This window comes from Diaphorobacter sp. JS3051, from assembly GCF_015832135.1.
Classification (GTDB): Bacteria; Pseudomonadota; Gammaproteobacteria; order Burkholderiales; family Burkholderiaceae_C; genus Diaphorobacter; species Diaphorobacter nitroreducens.
In genome coordinates this window covers 270,092-287,743 of sequence record NZ_CP065406.1, presented here as the reverse complement: position 1 = coordinate 287,743, position 17,652 = coordinate 270,092, and the positions used below count along the sequence as shown (strand labels likewise).

14 protein-coding genes are annotated in these 17,652 nt (G+C 65.5%); 9 read left to right on the top strand and 5 right to left on the bottom strand.

The annotated features are described in order from the left end of the window. The first annotated feature begins 49 nt into the window (after positions 1-49). Positions 50-439, top strand: a complete 390-nt coding sequence (gene nirD, locus I3K84_RS01385) for a nitrite reductase small subunit NirD (protein ID WP_088886406.1) — start codon at positions 50-52, stop codon at positions 437-439. 154 nt (positions 440-593) lie between these two features. Here nirD and I3K84_RS01380 read toward each other — a convergent pair whose 3' ends face one another. Next, a complete protein-coding gene (locus I3K84_RS01380) occupies positions 594-1,556 on the bottom strand; it encodes an IS110 family transposase (RefSeq protein ID WP_011804582.1) in 963 nt (320 codons plus the stop codon). Positions 1,557-1,902: 346 nt separating this feature from the next. Continuing rightward, positions 1,903-2,991 carry an IS5-like element ISDisp1 family transposase gene (locus tag I3K84_RS01375; protein WP_011803559.1) on the bottom strand — a complete coding sequence of 363 codons (1,089 nt, stop codon included), beginning with the start codon at positions 2,989-2,991 and terminating at the stop codon, positions 1,903-1,905. Positions 2,992-3,324: 333 nt separating this feature from the next. Here I3K84_RS01375 and I3K84_RS01370 point away from each other — a divergent pair, with 333 nt between their 5' ends. The 3 genes from I3K84_RS01370 (at position 3,325) to cobA (ending at position 8,018) form a co-directional block, all read left to right on the top strand. Next, the gene (locus I3K84_RS01370) at positions 3,325-6,189 is read left to right on the top strand and encodes a nitrate reductase (protein WP_196995355.1); all 2,865 of its coding nucleotides are present in this window, start codon (positions 3,325-3,327) and stop codon (positions 6,187-6,189) included. Between the two features lie 93 nt (positions 6,190-6,282). Next, positions 6,283-7,212 carry a DNA-binding protein YbiB gene (gene ybiB, locus I3K84_RS01365; protein ID WP_196995354.1) on the top strand — a complete coding sequence of 310 codons (930 nt, stop codon included), beginning with the start codon at positions 6,283-6,285 and terminating at the stop codon, positions 7,210-7,212. Beyond that, positions 7,209-8,018: a uroporphyrinogen-III C-methyltransferase gene (cobA, locus tag I3K84_RS01360; RefSeq protein ID WP_011805999.1), complete on the top strand. Its 810-nt coding sequence runs from the start codon at positions 7,209-7,211 to the stop codon at positions 8,016-8,018. The genes ybiB and cobA overlap by 4 nt, the downstream gene beginning before the upstream one ends. A gap of 4 nt (positions 8,019-8,022) precedes the next feature. Here the strand turns inward: cobA and I3K84_RS01355 are convergent, their stop codons facing one another. Then, a complete protein-coding gene (locus tag I3K84_RS01355; protein ID WP_011806000.1) occupies positions 8,023-8,523 on the bottom strand; it encodes an acyl-CoA thioesterase in 501 nt (166 codons plus the stop codon). Between the two features lie 194 nt (positions 8,524-8,717). Between I3K84_RS01355 and I3K84_RS01350 the strand changes: the two genes are divergently transcribed. Then, a complete protein-coding gene (locus tag I3K84_RS01350) occupies positions 8,718-9,884 on the top strand; it encodes an ABC transporter substrate-binding protein (protein WP_172207382.1) in 1,167 nt (388 codons plus the stop codon). A gap of 70 nt (positions 9,885-9,954) precedes the next feature. Then, entirely contained in the window at positions 9,955-11,196 is a 1,242-nt protein-coding gene (locus I3K84_RS01345; protein ID WP_196995353.1) for an NAD(P)/FAD-dependent oxidoreductase, read from the top strand. A gap of 167 nt (positions 11,197-11,363) precedes the next feature. Here I3K84_RS01345 and I3K84_RS01340 read toward each other — a convergent pair whose 3' ends face one another. Further along, a complete protein-coding gene (locus tag I3K84_RS01340; RefSeq protein WP_011803559.1) occupies positions 11,364-12,452 on the bottom strand; it encodes an IS5-like element ISDisp1 family transposase in 1,089 nt (362 codons plus the stop codon). 24 nt (positions 12,453-12,476) lie between these two features. On the opposite strand from I3K84_RS01340, the gene I3K84_RS01335 reads away from it, so the two are divergent. Continuing rightward, positions 12,477-14,690, top strand: a complete 2,214-nt coding sequence (locus tag I3K84_RS01335; protein ID WP_231403386.1) for a TrlF family AAA-like ATPase — start codon at positions 12,477-12,479, stop codon at positions 14,688-14,690. Position 14,691: 1 nt separating this feature from the next. After that, a complete protein-coding gene (locus I3K84_RS01330; protein WP_370567764.1) occupies positions 14,692-16,350 on the top strand; it encodes an AIPR family protein in 1,659 nt (552 codons plus the stop codon). Here the strand turns inward: I3K84_RS01330 and I3K84_RS01325 are convergent. Continuing rightward, the gene (locus tag I3K84_RS01325; protein ID WP_231403305.1) at positions 16,342-17,460 is read right to left on the bottom strand and encodes an IS630 family transposase; all 1,119 of its coding nucleotides are present in this window, start codon (positions 17,458-17,460) and stop codon (positions 16,342-16,344) included. The genes I3K84_RS01330 and I3K84_RS01325 overlap by 9 nt on opposite strands. A 59-nt stretch (positions 17,461-17,519) precedes the next feature. On the opposite strand from I3K84_RS01325, the gene I3K84_RS22400 reads away from it, so the two are divergent. After that, a complete protein-coding gene (locus I3K84_RS22400; protein WP_255519451.1) occupies positions 17,520-17,648 on the top strand; it encodes a hypothetical protein in 129 nt (42 codons plus the stop codon). The last annotated feature ends 4 nt before the right edge of the window (positions 17,649-17,652 follow it).

Genomic DNA, 17,652 nt, shown 5'->3' with positions numbered 1-17,652 from the left:
GCCTGTCACGCCCTGCCAGCAAGCGCCAACAGCTCCTAAAGGAATAGCTATGACCACCTGGACCCCGATCTGCTCCCTGGACGACATCCCCGTGCTCGGCGCGCGCCGCGTGGCCCGCCCGCACGGCATGGACGTGGCCGTCTTCCGCAACGACGCCGGCGGCGTGTTCGCCCTGCTCGACCGCTGCCCCCACAAGGGCGGCCCCTTGAGCCAGGGCATCGTCTTCGGCAACAGCGTGGCCTGCCCGCTGCACAACTGGACCATCGGCCTGTGCGACGGCCAGGCCGCCGCCCCCGACGAAGGCTGCACGCCGCGCTTTCAGGTCAAGGTGGAAGCGGGCACCGTCTACCTGGACGCCCAGGAGCTGGCCCACCACGCCCTGGACCTGCAACGCCCGGTGGCCGGCCCCGCGCTGCGCTGCAAGGCAAACCCACCATGACCCCGCGCAGGCGCAACGCGCCGCGCAAGGCCAGGCCGAGCGCAGCGATGGCCCGAATGGGCTGTCCGGTTTCCGGGTTCCCTTCAGGATGCGCCGAGGAGCGCAGCGGCCAGCGGATCAGGGCTCGCGATTGTTTGAGTAACCGTCTTCGAAGTCAAGCGCAATGAAGCGACTTGTCCCAAGGTTTTCCAGTGCGCACCATGGCGTTGAGCGTGGTGAGCAACTTGCGCATGCAAGCGACCAGGGCGACCTTGGGCAACTTGCCAGCGGCCTTCAGACGCTCGTAGAAGGCCTTGATGGCCGGGTTGTAGCGGGTGGCCGTGAGCGTTGCCATGTACAGCACGCGGCGGATCTCGAAGCGCCCGCCTTGTACGCGCCGCCTGCCCTTGCTGCCGCCGGAGTCATTGGCCATGGGCGCCACGCCCACCAATGCAGCGATCTCGCGCCGGTTCAGCCGGCCCAGCTCTGGCAGCTCGGCAATCATCGTGGCACTGGCCACCGGGCCGACTCCCGCAGCCGACTGCAGCAGCGTGTCGAGCTCCCCAAAGTGCTCGCGCACATGCGTGACCATCTGCTCTTCGATCTCATCGAGCTGCGCCTTGATCGCCGCCTCGATGGCCTCGATGCTGGCGTGCAGCTTCTTGGGCGTGATCTGCAGCCGTTGGCGCTCCGAATGGAGCATGGTCAGCAACTGGCGCCTGCGCGTGACCAGGGCCGCGAGCCACTGCTGGCGCTCATCGGCCAGGGGGCGCAAGAAGCGCTGCAGATCGTCGCGGCGCAGCAGCACCGCTGCCAGCTCGGCCAGCGTGCGCGCATCCACCGCGTCGGTCTTGGCCAGGCGTCCCATGGATTTGGCGAAGTCGCGCGCCTGGCGCGGGTTGATGACCGCCACGGGCAGGCCTGTGGCCTGCAGGGCACACGCTAACGCGGCCTCGTAGCCGCCGGTGGCCTCCATCACCACCAGACCCACGTCCAGGGGCTGCAGGGCAGCCGCCAGCGCCGAGTGGCCTTCGGCATCGTTGTCAAACCGCTGGGCGCTGCTCTTGGCACCCAGCACACAGACATCCACGTGCGCCTTGGCCACGTCGATGCCCACCGTCACTGAGGTAACAGACATGATCTTCAGATCCCTTGCTTGTGCATGCGCGCTCAATCAAGGCGCGCGTAACCGTTCGGGCTTCACGAAGACCAGCGCGGCGGCCATGCGTTCTGTACTCAGTCACGGGCTCTATCACCCCAGCGCCTACCAAACTGCACGGGCCGGTCTGGCCGCCTCAACGGCGTTCAGACTCTACCGCGCTGGTCTGGTTTAACAGGCCGTTGAAAAAGTGCTTTTCGAACGCATCAGGGACGCTGAGTGCGAAGACACGAGCTGCCCAGACGCGTCTGCGCAGCGATTGCAACGGCCCATCTGGCCGGTTTGCAGGCCCTCCCGCCCATTTCGGGCGCACGTATCCCTGGGCTCACGCATGATGCGCGTCCCACCAGCCGCCGATGCTGCCCATTCGCACAAGGTTGTAGGTGGCAAAGCACAGCAGCGCCTGGCCCGTGAGCTTGGCCTGACCGATCAGCTTGGTCTTTGCCAGACCACCGACGGTCTTGATCCAGCCAAAGGCCTCTTCGATGCGCTTGCGCACCTTCAGGCTGGTCTTGTAGCCCTCGTGCCGTGTCACTCGCGCATCCACCGCCGAGTGTTTGTCCTTGGCCGCCACGTGGGGCGTGACTTTGAGCTTTCTGCAGCCTTTGATGAAGGCCTTGCTGTCGTAGCCCTTGTCGGCACCGACCGTGGCCCGTTTGTTCCTGTTGCCCCGACGCTCCAACATGGCCAGCGCCGCCTCGCGCTCGGCCGTGCCGCTGGCGTGGGTGATCTCGACATCCACGATCAGCCCGTTGCGGTTCTCCATGAGGATGTGCCCCATGTGGCACAGGCGGGATTTGTCGCCCTGGCTCTTCTTGAACAGCCGGGCATCGGCGTCCGTGGTGCTCTCGTGGGTGTCGTTGCAGCGCTCCTGCCCCTTGAAGTCCACCTCGGGGTTGCGCCCAGGCGGCGTGCCGCTGTCGTCGTCTTTGCGCTTGAAGCTCTTGTGCGAGGCCCAGGCGTCAATGAGCGTGCCGTCCACGCTGAAGTGCTCGTCGCTGGCGAGCTTGCCCCACTGGGCACTGAGCTTGACGCGCTCGAAGAAGGCGCGGGCGAGGTCTTCGTTGAACAGACGTTCGCGGTTGGCGCTGAAAGTGGAGTGGTCCCAGACCTTGTCTTCGATGTTCAGGCCCACGAACCAGCGGTACAGCAGGTTGTAGTTGATCGCTTCGACCAACTGGCGCTCGCTGCGGATGGAGAACAGGATCTGCAGCAGCAAGGCCTTGAGCAGCATCTCCGGTGGCACCGATGGGCGGCCACGGCGGGCGTACACCGCTTCGAACTCGCGGTTCATGGTTGCCAGCAGCGCATCAACCACCGCGCGCAACTTGCGCAGCGGGTGTGCCTGCGGCACGCGCTCTTCAAGGCTGATGTAGCTGAACATCGCCCCCTGGAAATCTTGACTGCCTCTCATCGTCCTCGTCTGGGTCGTTCACCGATGGCTTCAGATCGTAGCGGCCAACGCGGGCGTCGGCGGGGGATTTTTCAACGGCCTGTTAAAGATACAAGCGCCAAAGGCGCGAGTTCGAGCGAGACCCCGCTGGACGCGAGCACCGCAGGTTGCCCGCAGCGAAGCGGAGGGACGCAGCCTGTAGGGTCGTCTTTCTTTGGCCTACCTTTCTTTGACGAAGCAAAGAAAGGTAGGTGCGCCGCCGGGCGCACATCCCGGCCAGCGACATCAAAAAAATATAGCTACCCGCGCCCGCCTATCAAGCCTTAAAGCCCCAAAACCCCAAGAAACCACGCCATGAAAGAAACCCCCTCCACCTGCCCCTACTGCGGCGTAGGCTGCGGCGTGATCATCCAGTCCGACGGCGACACCATCACCGGCGTGCGCGGCGACCCCCACCACCCCGCCAACTTCGGCCGCCTGTGCACCAAGGGAAGCACCCTGCACCTCACCGCCAGCCGGCCCATCACACTGCAGACCCGGCTGCTGCAACCCCAGCTGCGCCCGCAGCGCGGCCAGGCAGCGCACCCCATCGACTGGGACGCGGCTCTCGACACCGCGGCGCAGCGCTTCGCCGCCACCATCGACCGCCACGGCCCCGACGCGGTGGGCTTCTACCTGAGTGGCCAGTTGCTCACCGAGGACTACTACGTCTTCAACAAGCTGGCCAAGGGCCTGATCGGCACCAACAACATCGACACCAACTCGCGCCTGTGCATGAGCAGCGCCGTGGCCGGCTACAAGGCCACGCTGGGCGCCGACGCGCCGCCCGCCTGCTACGACGACCTGGGCCACGCGCAGTGCCTGTTCATCGCCGGCAGCAACACGGCCTGGGCGCACCCCATCGTGTTTCGCCGCATCGAGGACGCGCGCGCCGCCAACCCGGCCATGAAGATCATCGTGGCCGATCCGCGCCGCACCGACACTGCGGCCATGGCCGATCTGTTCCTGCCCCTGCTGCCGGGCAGCGACGTGATGCTGTTCAACGCCATGCTGCACGTGATGCTGCGCGAGGGCTGGGTGGACCAGGGCTACATCGCGCGCCACACCAGCGGCTTTGCCGATCTGCAGGCCGTGGTGCAGGACTGCACGCCCGAGCGCGCTGCTGCCGTCTGCGGCCTGCCGCCGCAGGACATTGCCACCGCAGCGCGCTGGTTCGCTGGCGTGGAGAGCATGGCGGAGGGTGGGCCACGCCGGCCCACGCTGAGCCTGTACTGCCAAGGCCTCAACCAGAGCACCAGCGGCACGGCCAAGAACGCCGCGCTGATCCACCTGCACCTGGCCTGCGGGCAGATCGGCCAACCGGGCGCCGGCCCCTTCAGCCTGACGGGCCAGCCCAACGCCATGGGCGGACGCGAGGTGGGGGGCCTGGCCAACCTGCTGCCCGCGCACCGCGACATGGCCAACCCCGACCACCGCGCCGAAGTGGCCCGGCTGTGGGGCCTGGAGTCGGTGCCCGCGCGGCCCGGCAAGACGGCGGTGGAGATGTTCCAGGCCGCGGCCGACGGCGAGATCAAGGCGCTGTGGATCGCCTGCACCAACCCCGCGCAGAGCCTGCCCGACCAGACCACCGTGCGCCGCGCCCTGCAGCGCGCCGAGTTTGTGGTGGTGCAGGAGGCCTTCGCCACCACCGCCACCGCGCAGTACGCCGACCTGCTGCTGCCTGCTACCACCTGGGGCGAGAAGACCGGCACCGTCACCAACAGCGAGCGCCGCATCAGCCGCGTGCGCGCGGCAGTGGCCGCACCCGGCGGCGCGCGGCACGACTGGCAGATCGCGCTCGCGCTGGCGCAGCGGCTGGAGAGGCACCTGCGCCCCGGCCAGCCCACGCTGTTCCCCTACGCCGGGGACACGGCGCAGGCCTGTGCCGAAGCCATTTGGAACGAACACCGCGAGACCACGCGCGGGCGCGACCTGGACATCACCGGCCTGACCTGGGCCGCGCTGGAGGCAGACGGGCCGCAGCAGTGGCCCTACCCGAGCGGCGCCCGCGCGGGCCGCGCGCGCCTGTATGCGGACGGCGTCTTTCCCACACCCGACGGGCGTGCGCGCTTCGTCCCCGCAGCCTGGCAGCCCCTGGCCGAGCCGCCCAGCGCGCGCTACCCGTTCAGCCTGACCACGGGACGCCTGCGCGACCAGTGGCACGGCATGAGCCGCACCGGCACGCTGGGGCGGCTGTTCGGCCACGCGTCCGAGCCCGCGCTGCAGATGCACCCGCAGGACCTGCAGCGCCTGCAGCTGGCCGCTGGCGACCTGGCGCATGTGACCAGCGCGCGCGGCTCCATCATCGCGCCCGTGCAGGCCGACGACACACTGGCACCGGGGCAGGTCTTCATGGCCATGCACTGGGGCGGCGAATACCTGGGCGGGCGCTCCAGCATGGGCCGACCACTGGCGGGCGTGAACGCGCTCACCACGCCGGCCTTCTGCCCTGGCTCCAAACAGCCGGAGCTCAAGCACGCGGCGGTGAAGGTGCTCAAGGCCGAGCTGCCCTGGACGCTGCTGGCCATGGCCTGGCTGCCCGAAGATGAAGCCCTGGCCGCGCGCGAGGCCCTGGCCGCGCTGATGCCCGAACTGCCCTTCGCCCACTGTGTGCCCTTCAGCGGCGCCGCGCCGGCCGCAGGGCCCCCGCGCACGGGTGTTCTGCTGCGCGGTGCCGCGCACGAGGCGCCGCCACCAGCCCTGCTCGCGCGCATCGAGCACCTGCTGCACCTGGACGGGCCTGGCACGCTGCGCTATGCCGACCGCCGCCGCGCCCAGCACCGCGCCGCGCGCCTGCAGCGCCAGGCCGACGGCCGCACCACTTTGGACGCACTGCTGCTGGCCGGCAATGGCAGCGCTGGCGGCTGGCTGCGCACGCTGCTGCAGGAAGAACTGCCCGTGCAGACCTATGGCCGGTTGCTGCTGCTGCCCACCCAACAGCCGCCCGTGGCCGTGGCCGTGGCCGCACGCGGCAAGCGGGTGTGCGTCTGCCTGAACGTGACCGATACCGACATCACCGAGCGCCTGGGCCAGTGCCAGGGCAGCCCGGCCGAGCGCCTGGCGCAGTTGCAGGGCGCGCTGCGCTGCGGCACGCAATGCGGCTCCTGCGTGCCCGAGCTCAAGCGCATGGTGCAGGCGGCGGTCGCGGGCATAGGCACCACTGCGGTGCAGGCAGCGTGACGCGGCACGCAATCCGCCGCACGCATATAACAGGCGGTTATCAGACATGCCGCAGAATGGACACCACTCGTCCCACCCGCCAGCCAATACCCCATGGGCATCAGCCACTACATCAAGGAAATCGGCCGCGGCGCACGCGGCGCCAAGGCGCTGGACCGCGCGCAAGCCGCCGACCTGTTCGGGCAAGTGCTCGACGGCCGGGTGACCGATCTGGAGATCGGCGCCTTCTGCGTGGCCATGCGCATCAAGGGCGAGACCGCCGAGGAAATGAGCGGCCTGCTGGACGCGGTGCATGCGCGCATGGCCGCCATACCGGCCTGTGCGAACGGGCAGCCGCTCATCGTGCTGCCCAGCTACAACGGCGCGCGCAAGCTGCCCGTGCTCACGCCGCTGCTGGCTCTGCTGCTGGCGCGCGAAGGCTTGCCCGTGCTGCTGCACGGCATGCGCACCGAGGCGCGCCGCGTTCTGGCATCAGATGTGCTTGAAGCGCTGGATATACCTGCGCTAACAGCTCCTCGATCCATAGCACCCGGCAGCGTGGCGCACATCGGCACCGCGGTGCTGCTGCCCGGGCTGGCGCGCCTGCTGGCGGTGCGCGAGGTGATCGGCCTGCGCACACCGGGGCACAGCGTGGCCAAGCTGATGAACCCCTGCGCCGGCCCGGCGCTGGTGGTGAGCAGCTTCACCCACCCCGAATATTTCGACATCCTGAGCGGCACCTTTGCCACGCTGGGCGCGCACGCGTTGCTGTCGCGCGGGCTGGAGGGCGAGGTGGCGGCCGACCCGCGCCGCACGCCGCGCTACGACGCCTTCATTGGCGGCACGCACCAACTGCTGCAAGACCAGCAGCCCGGCACGGCCGCCGAAGTGCCCGGCCTGCCGACCGAGATCGACGTGGCCACCACCGCCGCCTATACCCGGCGCGTGCTGGCGGGCGACGCGCCCGTGCCCCCTGCCCTGCGCCAGCAGGTGGAACATATCTTGCACTTGAGCCGTCAAATCACTGCACAGGCCTCGTCATGACCACACCTTCTCTTCCAGCCCATGCAGGCAGCTGCACCCTGGTGGGCGCCGGCCCCGGCGACCCCGAGCTGCTCACCCTCAAGGCGGTGAAGGCCATCCAGGCCGCCACCGTGCTGCTGGTGGACGACCTGGTGAGCGACGCCATCGTCGCGCTGGCCCGCCCCGGCGCCCGCGTCGTGCATGTGGGCAAGCGCGGCGGCTGCAAGAGCACGCCCCAGGCGTTCATCGAAAAGCTCATGCTCACCGCCGTGCAGGAGGGCGAGACCGTGGTGCGCCTGAAGGGCGGCGACCCGTTCATCTTTGGGCGGGGCGGCGAAGAAGTGGAGCACCTGCGCGCGGCGGGCGTGCCGGTGCAGGTGGTCAATGGCATCACCGCCGGCCTGGCGGGCATGACGCAGCTGGGCGCGCCGCTCACCCACCGCGAACATGCGCACGGCGTGGTCTTCATCACGGGCCACAACAAGCCTGGGAACCAAGGCACCGACTGGCGCCAGCTGGCCGCCACCGCGCGCGATGCACGCCTGACCCTGGTGATCTACATGGGCGTGACCGGCTGCGCCCACATCCAGGAGGAACTGCTCACCGGCCTGCCTGCGCACACGCCGGCGGTGGTGATCCAGCATGTGAGCCTGCCGCAGCAGCGCCACGCGGTGACCACGCTGGGCCAGTTGCAGTCCACCATCACCCGCGAGGGGCTGGCCAGCCCCTCGGTGATCGTGATCGGCGACGTGGTGCGCGGCATCCAGGCCGTGGCGCACGGCGAAGATGCAGCCCCGGTAGCAGGCACGCGCAGCCGGGCGGTGTGACCGCTCAGCCGGCGGCGCTGGCCTGCGCCGCCTGGCGGATCTGCGCGAAGCGCTCGGCCTGTTCCTTGCGCAGGGCCTTGCGCAGCAGCGCGGCCTCCCAGCGGCGGCGCTCGTCGTAGCTGGTGGGGGCCAGCGGCGGCACGGGGGTGGGTTTGCCCGCATCGTCCACTGCCACCATCGAGAAGAAACAGCTGTTCACATGCCGCACCACCTGGGTGCGGATGTTCTCGGCCACCACCTTGATGCCGATCTCCATGGACGACGTGCCAGTATGGTTGACGCTGGCCAGGAAGGTCACCAGTTCGCCCACGTGGATGGGCTGCAGGAACATCACCTGGTCCACGCTCAGCGTGACCACGTAGCTGCCCGAATAGCGGCTGGCGCAGGCATAGGCCACCTGGTCCAGCAGCTTGAGGATGGCGCCGCCGTGGACGTTGCCGGAGAAGTTGGCCATGTCGGGCGACATGAGCACGGTCATGCTGAGTTGGTGCGCGGGAAGGTGCATGGCGGTATTAGAGCGTGTTTACGCCGACCGTGCGAGGCCGGAGCACGTGCCTTCACCCGCCACGCCCCGTGTCACACCCGCGTCACGGTTTCTTGGTTTCCCCCAGTGGGCGCGTACGCCGGCGTTCCTAGCATGGCCCCTGCGCTGCCCATGGCGGTGCAGCGCCAGCCCAATACAAAAAGCAGGGAGCTCCCATGACCACGCCGTTCATCGTCCACCCTTGTGCGCCGCGCAGGCGGCTGCTGCAGTCGCTGTGCGCGAGTGCCTGTGCGCTCGCGTGGCCGGCGCTGGCCCAGCAGCGCTCGGCAGACGCCAAGGCAGCCATCCTCATCGGGCGCTCCTCGGCACTGTCGGGCCCCATGGCGCCGTTCCTCACGCCGGTGCACGAGGGGCAGGAAGCCGCCCTGGCGGACTTCAACGAGGCCGGCGGCGTCACAGGGCGCAAGGTGCAGCTCGTGTCCCTGGACGACAAGTTCGACGCTGCGCTTGCCCTGGACAACGCGCGCAGACTCGTGCAGGACAGCGGCGTGATCGCGCTGTTCGGCCAGGCCGGCACCTCGCAGGTGCTGGCGCTGCTGCCCTACCTGGCGCAGGCGCGCACGCCGCTGGTGGCCGTCTACACCGGCAGCCCCGCAGTGCACGGCGCGCGCAGCCCCTACCTGTTCACCACCAGCGCCAGCTACGCGGACGAGCTGGTGAAGATCGTGCGCAACCTCGTGGCCATTCAGACCACGCGCATCGGCGTCGCCTACGAGAACAACGACTTCGGCAAGCTCGCCCTGCCCCTGGTCGAGAAGGCCATCACGGCCGAGGGCGGCACCTTCGTGGGCGCCCATGCCATGCACAGCAGCGGCCAGGACGCCGAGGCCGCCGCCAAGGCCCTGGCGGCCCTGCGGCCGCAAGCCGTGGTGATGATTGCCGCGGGCCCGCCCGTGGTGGCCTACGTGCGCGCCAACAAGGCGCACCTGGGCGTGCCGGTGTACACGCTGTCGCTGGGCGCGGGTGCGCAGGTCATCCGCGCGCTGGGCAGTGACGCGCGCGGGCTGGCCGTGGCGCGCACCACGCCGCCGCCCACGCGGCTGACCACCGCCGTGGCACGCGAGTTCCAGGCGTCCATGAAGCGCCACGGCCACCCCGTGGACTACGACCGCTTCAGGGGCTACCTGGACGCGCGCATCCTCATTGAAGGCCTGCGCGCCGCGGGGCCTTCGGTGACGGGCGCGTCGCTGGCCGCGACCCTGGAAGGGCTGCACAAGGTGGACCTGGGCGGCTACACCTACCAGTACAGTGCGCAGAACCGCAATGGCTCCAGCTACGTGGACATTGCCGTGATCGGGCCCGACGGCAACTACATGCACTGAACTGCCTGCACTGCACGGCCTCGGAGCCCGTACGCGACAATCGGCGGCTTTGCCCGCCAGGTTGCTGCCCGTGTCCTCACCCTTCTTTGATGCCGTCATCATCGGCGCCGGCGCCGCCGGTCTGTTCTGCGCCGCCCAGGCGGGCCAGCGCGGGCTCAAGGTGCTGCTCGTCGACCATGCCGACAAAGTGGCCGAGAAGGTCCGCATCTCGGGCGGTGGGCGCTGCAACTTCACCAACCGCGACCTGGACGTGCGCGCGCCGCACAAGCACTTCGTGGGGCAGAACGCGCAGTTCTGCCGCTCCGCGCTGTCGCGCTACACGCCGGCGGACTTCATCGCGCTGGTGGAGCGCCACGGCATCGCCTACCACGAGAAGCACAAGGGCCAGCTGTTTGCCGACCGCTCGGCCGAGGACATCATCGCCATGCTGCTGGCCGAATGCGCCCAGGGGCGCGTGGAGCGCTGGCAGCCCTGCGGCGTCAAGAATGTTGTCTTTTTGGCCGATGAGGCAGGCGGCACAAGCGCTGGCAGCTATCAAATTGATACCGATCGCGGCCCGGTGCAGGCGCGCAGCCTGGTGGTGGCGACGGGCGGGCTGTCCATCCCCAAGATCGGTGCCACGGACTTCGGCTACCGGCTGGCACAGCAGTTCGGACTGCCGCTGGTGGCGCAACGCCCCGGCCTGGTGCCGCTGACCTTCGACGGCCAGGCCTGGGCGCCCTACGCACAGCTTGCCGGGCTGGCACTGCCGGTGGAGATCAGCACCGGCGCCAAGAAGGAACGCATGGCCTTCGTGGAAGACCTGCTGTTCACGCACCGCGGGCTGTCGGGCCCGGCCGTGCTGCAGATCTCCAGCTATTGGCAGCCGGGCACGCCGCTGGCCATCAACCTCGCACCGGGCGTGGACCTGCCGGCCGCACTGGCCCAAGCCAAGGTGCGCTCGCGCAAGCTGATCGCCAACGAACTCGCCGCGCTCGTGCCCAGCCGTCTGGCCGACGCCTGGGCCAGCCAGATCGTGGACTGGCAGCGCCCCATCAACGAAGCCGCGGACAAGGCCCTGGCGCGGTTGGCCGAGCGGCTGGCGCGCTGGGAGCTCACCCCCACGGGCACCGAAGGCTACAAGAAGGCCGAGGTGACGCTGGGAGGCGTGGACACGCGCGCCCTGTCGCAACAGACCATGGAATGCAAGGCCCAGCCGGGCCTGTACTTTATCGGCGAGGTGGTAGACATCACCGGCTGGCTGGGCGGCTACAACTTCCAATGGGCCTGGGCCAGCGCCCACGCCTGCGCCCAGGCCCTCCCGCTCCACTGAACGCCCTCCGTCTCTAGCAGGCCGTTGAAAAAGTGCTTTTCGAACGCATCAGGGACGCTGAGTGCGAAGACACGAGCTGCCCAGACGCGTCTGCGCAGCGATTGCAACGGCCCATCTGGCCGGTTTGCAGGCCCTCCCGCCCATTTCGGGCGCACGTATCCCTGGGCTCACGCATGATGCGCGTCCCACCAGCCGCCGATGCTGCCCATTCGCACAAGGTTGTAGGTGGCAAAGCACAGCAGCGCCTGGCCCGTGAGCTTGGCCTGACCGATCAGCTTGGTCTTTGCCAGACCACCGACGGTCTTGATCCAGCCAAAGGCCTCTTCGATGCGCTTGCGCACCTTCAGGCTGGTCTTGTAGCCCTCGTGCCGTGTCACTCGCGCATCCACCGCCGAGTGTTTGTCCTTGGCCGCCACGTGGGGCGTGACTTTGAGCTTTCTGCAGCCTTTGATGAAGGCCTTGCTGTCGTAGCCCTTGTCGGCACCGACCGTGGCCCGTTTGTTCCTGTTGCCCCGACGCTCCAACATGGCCAGCGCCGCCTCGCGCTCGGCCGTGCCGCTGGCGTGGGTGATCTCGACATCCACGATCAGCCCGTTGCGGTTCTCCATGAGGATGTGCCCCATGTGGCACAGGCGGGATTTGTCGCCCTGGCTCTTCTTGAACAGCCGGGCATCGGCGTCCGTGGTGCTCTCGTGGGTGTCGTTGCAGCGCTCCTGCCCCTTGAAGTCCACCTCGGGGTTGCGCCCAGGCGGCGTGCCGCTGTCGTCGTCTTTGCGCTTGAAGCTCTTGTGCGAGGCCCAGGCGTCAATGAGCGTGCCGTCCACGCTGAAGTGCTCGTCGCTGGCGAGCTTGCCCCACTGGGCACTGAGCTTGACGCGCTCGAAGAAGGCGCGGGCGAGGTCTTCGTTGAACAGACGTTCGCGGTTGGCGCTGAAAGTGGAGTGGTCCCAGACCTTGTCTTCGATGTTCAGGCCCACGAACCAGCGGTACAGCAGGTTGTAGTTGATCGCTTCGACCAACTGGCGCTCGCTGCGGATGGAGAACAGGATCTGCAGCAGCAAGGCCTTGAGCAGCATCTCCGGTGGCACCGATGGGCGGCCACGGCGGGCGTACACCGCTTCGAACTCGCGGTTCATGGTTGCCAGCAGCGCATCAACCACCGCGCGCAACTTGCGCAGCGGGTGTGCCTGCGGCACGCGCTCTTCAAGGCTGATGTAGCTGAACATCGCCCCCTGGAAATCTTGACTGCCTCTCATCGTCCTCGTCTGGGTCGTTCACCGATGGCTTCAGATCGTAGCGGCCAACGCGGGCGTCGGCGGGGGATTTTTCAACGGCCTGTTAAGCAAGCTATTCTTGAACCGGCAAAACGCTCCTTCATTGGCGACACGCCGCCCAAGGTTCAAGAAGTCGACTCCAACAAGACCTTCTACATTGAATCTATCGAGATTAGCAAAACAGTGGACAAGGCTGGCGTCGGGCGGTGGCTGCACGGCTGTGACATCCCGCTGAATCCCGATCTTGTCGCCGTCATTGGGAACAAGGGAAGCGGCAAGAGCGCTTTGGCGGATGTCATCGCGACACTCGGCAACTCCAAGCAATCCAAGCACTTCAGCTTTTTGAAGAAGGATCGCTTTTGGGGCAAGACCGGCGAGCCCGCACGGCACTTCACCGGAACGCTGACCTGGCGAGACGAAAGCACCGAGTCCCGGCCGTTGAATGAATCGCCATCAGAGGAAAAGGCGGAGCTTGTTCGCTACATCCCGCAGGGCTACTTCGAAGAGCTTTGCAATGAGCACGTATCGGGCAAGTCGAACGCATTTGAGAAAGAGCTGAGGGCAGTGATCTTCTCCCATGCGAGCGAAGAAATGCGGCTTGGCGCACTCGACTTTGATCAGTTGACCGAACAGCAGGAGCAATCGCTCAGGAATCGATTGGGTGAGTACCGTAAGGAGCTGGCATCGACCAACGCAGACATCGTTCGCATCGAGGAGCAGCTTCAACCCATTGAGTTGAAGAAACTCACCGATCTGCTTTTGCTGAAGGGAAAGCAGATCGAGGAACACGACAAGCTGAAGCCTGCGGAGGTCGCTGCGCCGACCGAAGCAATGAGCCCCGCGCAGAAGCAAGCGGCTGAAGGCTTGGCTGCAGCAACTCAACAGGCCGAAGCCGCCAGAAAGCGCAGCCAAAAGATTACTGGCGAGACCACGGAACTGGCCAAACGCCAAAAGGCCATAGGGAATATTCGCGAGCAGTTGAGGTTGCTTCAGCGATCTTTCGATCAAGCCGAAAAGGCCGTCTCCGACGATGTCAAACTTCTCGGTTTCGCCTGGACCGATCTCGCTGCCATCGAAATCAAGACCGCCGTTCTGGACCAAAAATCGACCGAGTTGGCAACGAAGCAAAGCGAGATAAAAAACGAGGCCGAAAAGCTGGCGGAAGCCCTCAATGCCGTCACCGCAACTCAGCAAGGTCTCACTGCAAAGTTGAACGCTCCGCAACAGCAGTATGAAGCCTATCAGCGCCAGCTTGCGGAATGGAACGCAAAGCGTGACGAACTCATCGGCTCAATCACCGAGCCTGAGACCAAGGTCGGATTGGAAACCAGGATTGAGCAGATCAAGGAACTTCCGCAGCAGCTCAAGGCTTTGGAAGCGAGGCGTTTGCAGCTGTCCGGGGAAATCTTCGACACTCTTGATGCACAGCGGCGTGCGCGCGCGGAATTGTTCAAGCCGGTGCAGGACCTGATTCAGAAGAACGTCCTGATACGCGAGGACTACAGGCTGCAGTTTCAGGCAACGCTGGCGGCATCCGCTGATGCTATCGCCGACCAATTGTTTGCTCTGATCAAGCAAACCTCGGGTGACTTTCGCGGGCAGGACGAAGCCCTGGCGACCATCAGAAGATTGTTCGATGGCCATGACCTGAACACTAAGGATGGGGCGCTAGCCTTCATTGCTTCCTTGCAGGAAAAGGTGTTGGCAGCTGCAAAGGCCTCCGGTTCAGATGCCGGAATATTCAGCTTGCTGAAGAAGGGGCAGCCTGCCACGGCTGTCTATGACCTCATCTTTGGCTTGAACTTCCTTGAGCCCCGGTACTCGCTGCTCTTCCAGGACACGCAGATCGAGCAACTGTCTCCTGGCCAACGTGGCGCGCTTCTGCTGATCTTCTACTTGCTGGTGGACAAGGGAAAGACCCCCATCATTCTCGATCAGCCGGAAGAGAATCTTGACAACGAGACGGTGTTCCGTCTGCTCGTTCCCGTTCTCTCCGAAGCCAAAAAGCAGAGGCAGATCATCATGGTTACGCACAACCCCAACCTGGCGGTTGTTTGCGATGCAGAGCAGATCATCCATGCGAGGTTCGACCGAGCGTTGGACTCCACCATCAGCTATGAATCGGGAGCCATCGAGAACACAGGGTTGAACGAAGTCGTCGTGACCATACTGGAAGGTACGAAGCCCGCATTCGAGAACCGATACGGGAAATACCATTGACATGGCAGCGCTCGAACCTCAGTACATGACCATCCTGAAGCAGGCGCTCGCCGCCCGCTTCGTGCCGTTCCTGCCCCCGTTGCTCGGCAACGCCAATCCTACCGATCAGGCGGCAAAGCAACTCTCACGAGCCTTCAGTGCCTTCGCCCTGCACAAGCTGCTCGACATCACGCCGCAGGCGGCCGCCGCTTCGGTCGTTGACGACTTCAACGACAAGGGCATCGATGCGATCCACTATCACGCGCCATCGGAGACGCTGTACCTTCTGCAAACCAAGCTGAAGGAATCTGAGCAATTCAAGCAGGAGGATGCACTGCCGTTCTGCGAGGGCATTCGCCTGTTGCTCAAACAGGACTTCACCGCGTTCAACGGCAACGTCCAGAATCGGAAGGCCGATATCGAGGGCGCACTCGATACGTGCTGCCATATCAAGCTGGTCGTGCCTTACACCGGCGATGGTGTGTCGCAAACGGCACGCGATGCCTTGCAGGCGCTGCTTGATGACGAAGACTTTGATGAAGAGCGCTTGGACAAGCAGGTGGGGTACTACACGGCAGTCGAGATTACCCGCGACCTGCTGGCGGAGCAGGCCTACCAGCCCGTGCATGCGGATGTCGCGTTGCAAAAGCATGCGAAAGTTGAGATGCCGCGGACAACGTACTACGGAATAGCGCGGCTGGCAGATTTGGTGGTTCTGCACCAGACGCACGGAAAAGCCCTGTATGAGCGCAACATCCGTTACTTCCTAGGCAGCAGCAAATCCGATGTCAACAAGGCCATCAAGACGACCTTGCATGACTGTCCCGCAGACTTCTTCTATTTGAATAACGGCGTCACTGCCGTCTGCGACCTGATCGAACCCAAGGCCAACAAGAACGGCATCAAGAAGTTCAAGGTGCGGGGCCTGTCCATCATCAACGGCGCGCAGACCGTGGCGTCGGCTGCTGAGTTCGTGAGGCAGCATCCGGGCAGGAGCATCGATGACGCCAAGGTGATGCTCACGTTGATCAAGGCATCGGCAGACGGCCAGTTTGGGAAGAGCGTGACCAAGGCTCGCAACCACCAGAACCCGGTTCAAGCCGCGAACTTCGCGTCGCTTGACGAGAACCAGGAGCGGCTGCGGCAGGAGATTGGCCACCTGGGCTTCGATTACCACTATCGCCCCGAGGCCCTCGCAACCGGTGCTGGGGCCATCACGCTCGACGAGGCGCTGCGGGCGCTAGCCTTGCAACAGAACGACCCACGCTACGCTGTTTGGCTCAAGACCGAACCGGCGCGACTCGCAAATCCCGACTCCGTCGAATACCAAGGGCTGTTCACCGCCGGCCTATCGGGGGCGTTGTTGGTCAACGCCGTCCTGTACCACCGCGCGATTCGCACCCTCGTGGTGGATTACGAACGGAACGCCCCTGCGCGCAGTCAAGAACGCCTGATCTATCGACATGGCATTCACTTGATCACGACAGTCATGATGAAGCGCCTGCGCAACCGCATTCGCGCAGCAGCCGTCATTGACCCCGCGACGATTCCCGCGTTGATCAGCCAGCCGCTCGATCAACTCCGACAGCAGACTTTCGATCTCGGCGAGCAACGGCTCATTCTTGAGGGGCCGTTGGCTTACTTCCGCAATCAGGGCAACGTCACAGCCTTCCTAGTGTAGTGTTGCATTCTGTTTGGAACTTAATCGGCTATTGGCGCGGATGACCTTTTGCAGGATGTCGCGAGCGTTCTTGGTCCAGATGAACGGCTTGGGGTTGGTGTTGTGATGCGCGATGTACTCATCGATGGCCGAGACGAGTTCGGGCACGCTGGTGAACACCCCGCGGCGTAGCCGGTTCTCGGAGATGTCGCGAAAGAAGCGCTCGACCATGTTCAGCCACGATGCCGAGGTCGGCGTGAAGTGCATGTTGAATCTGGGGTGCTTGGCCAGCCACTCCTGCACAGCTGGATGCTTGTGCGTGGCGTAGTTGTCGGCGATCAGATGCAGCGTCTTGTCCTTGGGCGTCTCCCGATTGATTTGACGCAGGAACTTCAGCCACTCGATGTGGGTGTGGCGCTGCTGGCACTGGCCGATGACCTGACCGTTGAGCACGTTGAGCGCAGCGAACAAGGTGGTTGTGCCGTTGCGCTTGTAGTCGTGCGTCATGGTGGCCGCGCGCCCCTTCTTGAGCGGCAGCCCGGGCTGCGTTCGGTCCAGCGCCTGCACCTGGCTCTTTTCGTCGCAGCACAGCACCAGCGCATGCTCGGGCGGCGACATGTAAAGCCCCACGATGTCTTCGAGCTTTTGCACGAACTGCGGATCGCGCGAGACCTTGAAGCCGCGCACGATGTGAGGCTTGAGACCGTGGGCCTGCCAATGGCGCATCACGGTGCTGGCGCTGACGCCCAACTCAGCGGCCATCGTGCGCGTGCTCCAGTGCGTGGCCGCCTCGGGCTTGGTCTGTGTGGTTAGCTTCACAAGCTTGGCCACATCCACCTTCACCGGCGGTGCGCCGCGCGGCAAGTCGCGCTCGATACCTTGCAGCCCCAATTGCAGGTAGCGTTCACGCCAGCGCGCCACCTGCACGCGCCCAATGCCAAGCTGCTCGGCAATATCCTTGTTTTGCAGCCCCTGCGCGGCCAGCAGCACGATCTGGGCGCGCTGGGCCAATCTGACGCTGGTGCGCTTGGAGCGCGCCAGCCGGCTCAGCTCGCTTTCCTCTTCATCCGTCAACACAATCGTCGGGGCAACTCGCAATTTTTCACTCCAATGCAAACCGTAGTAGAGCATTGGAGCGTGGTTGCTCAATTAAGTTTCATTAAGAATCAAACACTACACTAGCCGACCTGATGGAAACACATTTCGCGCTGGCCGCCGATCCGGCCATAGCACCACTACGCCATATTCAAAATGCAGCGGACGCGTATCCCCGCAAGCGCCTGATCGACTACTTGTCGAGCCGCGCGCCACAACTCTGAGAGC

What these genes read in the sequence shown, in the direction of transcription:
- I3K84_RS01370 (WP_196995355.1), top strand. Translation starts at nt 3,325, where the DNA reads ATGAAAGAAACCCCCTCCACCTGCCCCTACTGCGGCGTAGGCTGCGGC.
- I3K84_RS01335 (WP_231403386.1), top strand. Translation starts at nt 12,477, where the DNA reads ATGGCTTCAGATCGTAGCGGCCAACGCGGGCGTCGGCGGGGGATTTTT.
- I3K84_RS01325 (WP_231403305.1), bottom strand. Translation starts at nt 17,460, where the DNA reads ATGCTCTACTACGGTTTGCATTGGAGTGAAAAATTGCGAGTTGCCCCG.
- I3K84_RS01355 (WP_011806000.1), bottom strand. Translation starts at nt 8,523, where the DNA reads ATGCACCTTCCCGCGCACCAACTCAGCATGACCGTGCTCATGTCGCCC.
- I3K84_RS01380 (WP_011804582.1), bottom strand. Translation starts at nt 1,556, where the DNA reads ATGTCTGTTACCTCAGTGACGGTGGGCATCGACGTGGCCAAGGCGCAC.
- I3K84_RS01340 (WP_011803559.1), bottom strand. Translation starts at nt 12,452, where the DNA reads ATGAGAGGCAGTCAAGATTTCCAGGGGGCGATGTTCAGCTACATCAGC.
- I3K84_RS01350 (WP_172207382.1), top strand. Translation starts at nt 8,718, where the DNA reads ATGACCACGCCGTTCATCGTCCACCCTTGTGCGCCGCGCAGGCGGCTG.
- cobA (WP_011805999.1), top strand. Translation starts at nt 7,209, where the DNA reads ATGACCACACCTTCTCTTCCAGCCCATGCAGGCAGCTGCACCCTGGTG.
- ybiB (WP_196995354.1), top strand. Translation starts at nt 6,283, where the DNA reads ATGGGCATCAGCCACTACATCAAGGAAATCGGCCGCGGCGCACGCGGC.
- I3K84_RS22400 (WP_255519451.1), top strand. Translation starts at nt 17,520, where the DNA reads ATGGAAACACATTTCGCGCTGGCCGCCGATCCGGCCATAGCACCACTA.
- I3K84_RS01375 (WP_011803559.1), bottom strand. Translation starts at nt 2,991, where the DNA reads ATGAGAGGCAGTCAAGATTTCCAGGGGGCGATGTTCAGCTACATCAGC.
- nirD (WP_088886406.1), top strand. Translation starts at nt 50, where the DNA reads ATGACCACCTGGACCCCGATCTGCTCCCTGGACGACATCCCCGTGCTC.
- I3K84_RS01330 (WP_370567764.1), top strand. Translation starts at nt 14,692, where the DNA reads ATGGCAGCGCTCGAACCTCAGTACATGACCATCCTGAAGCAGGCGCTC.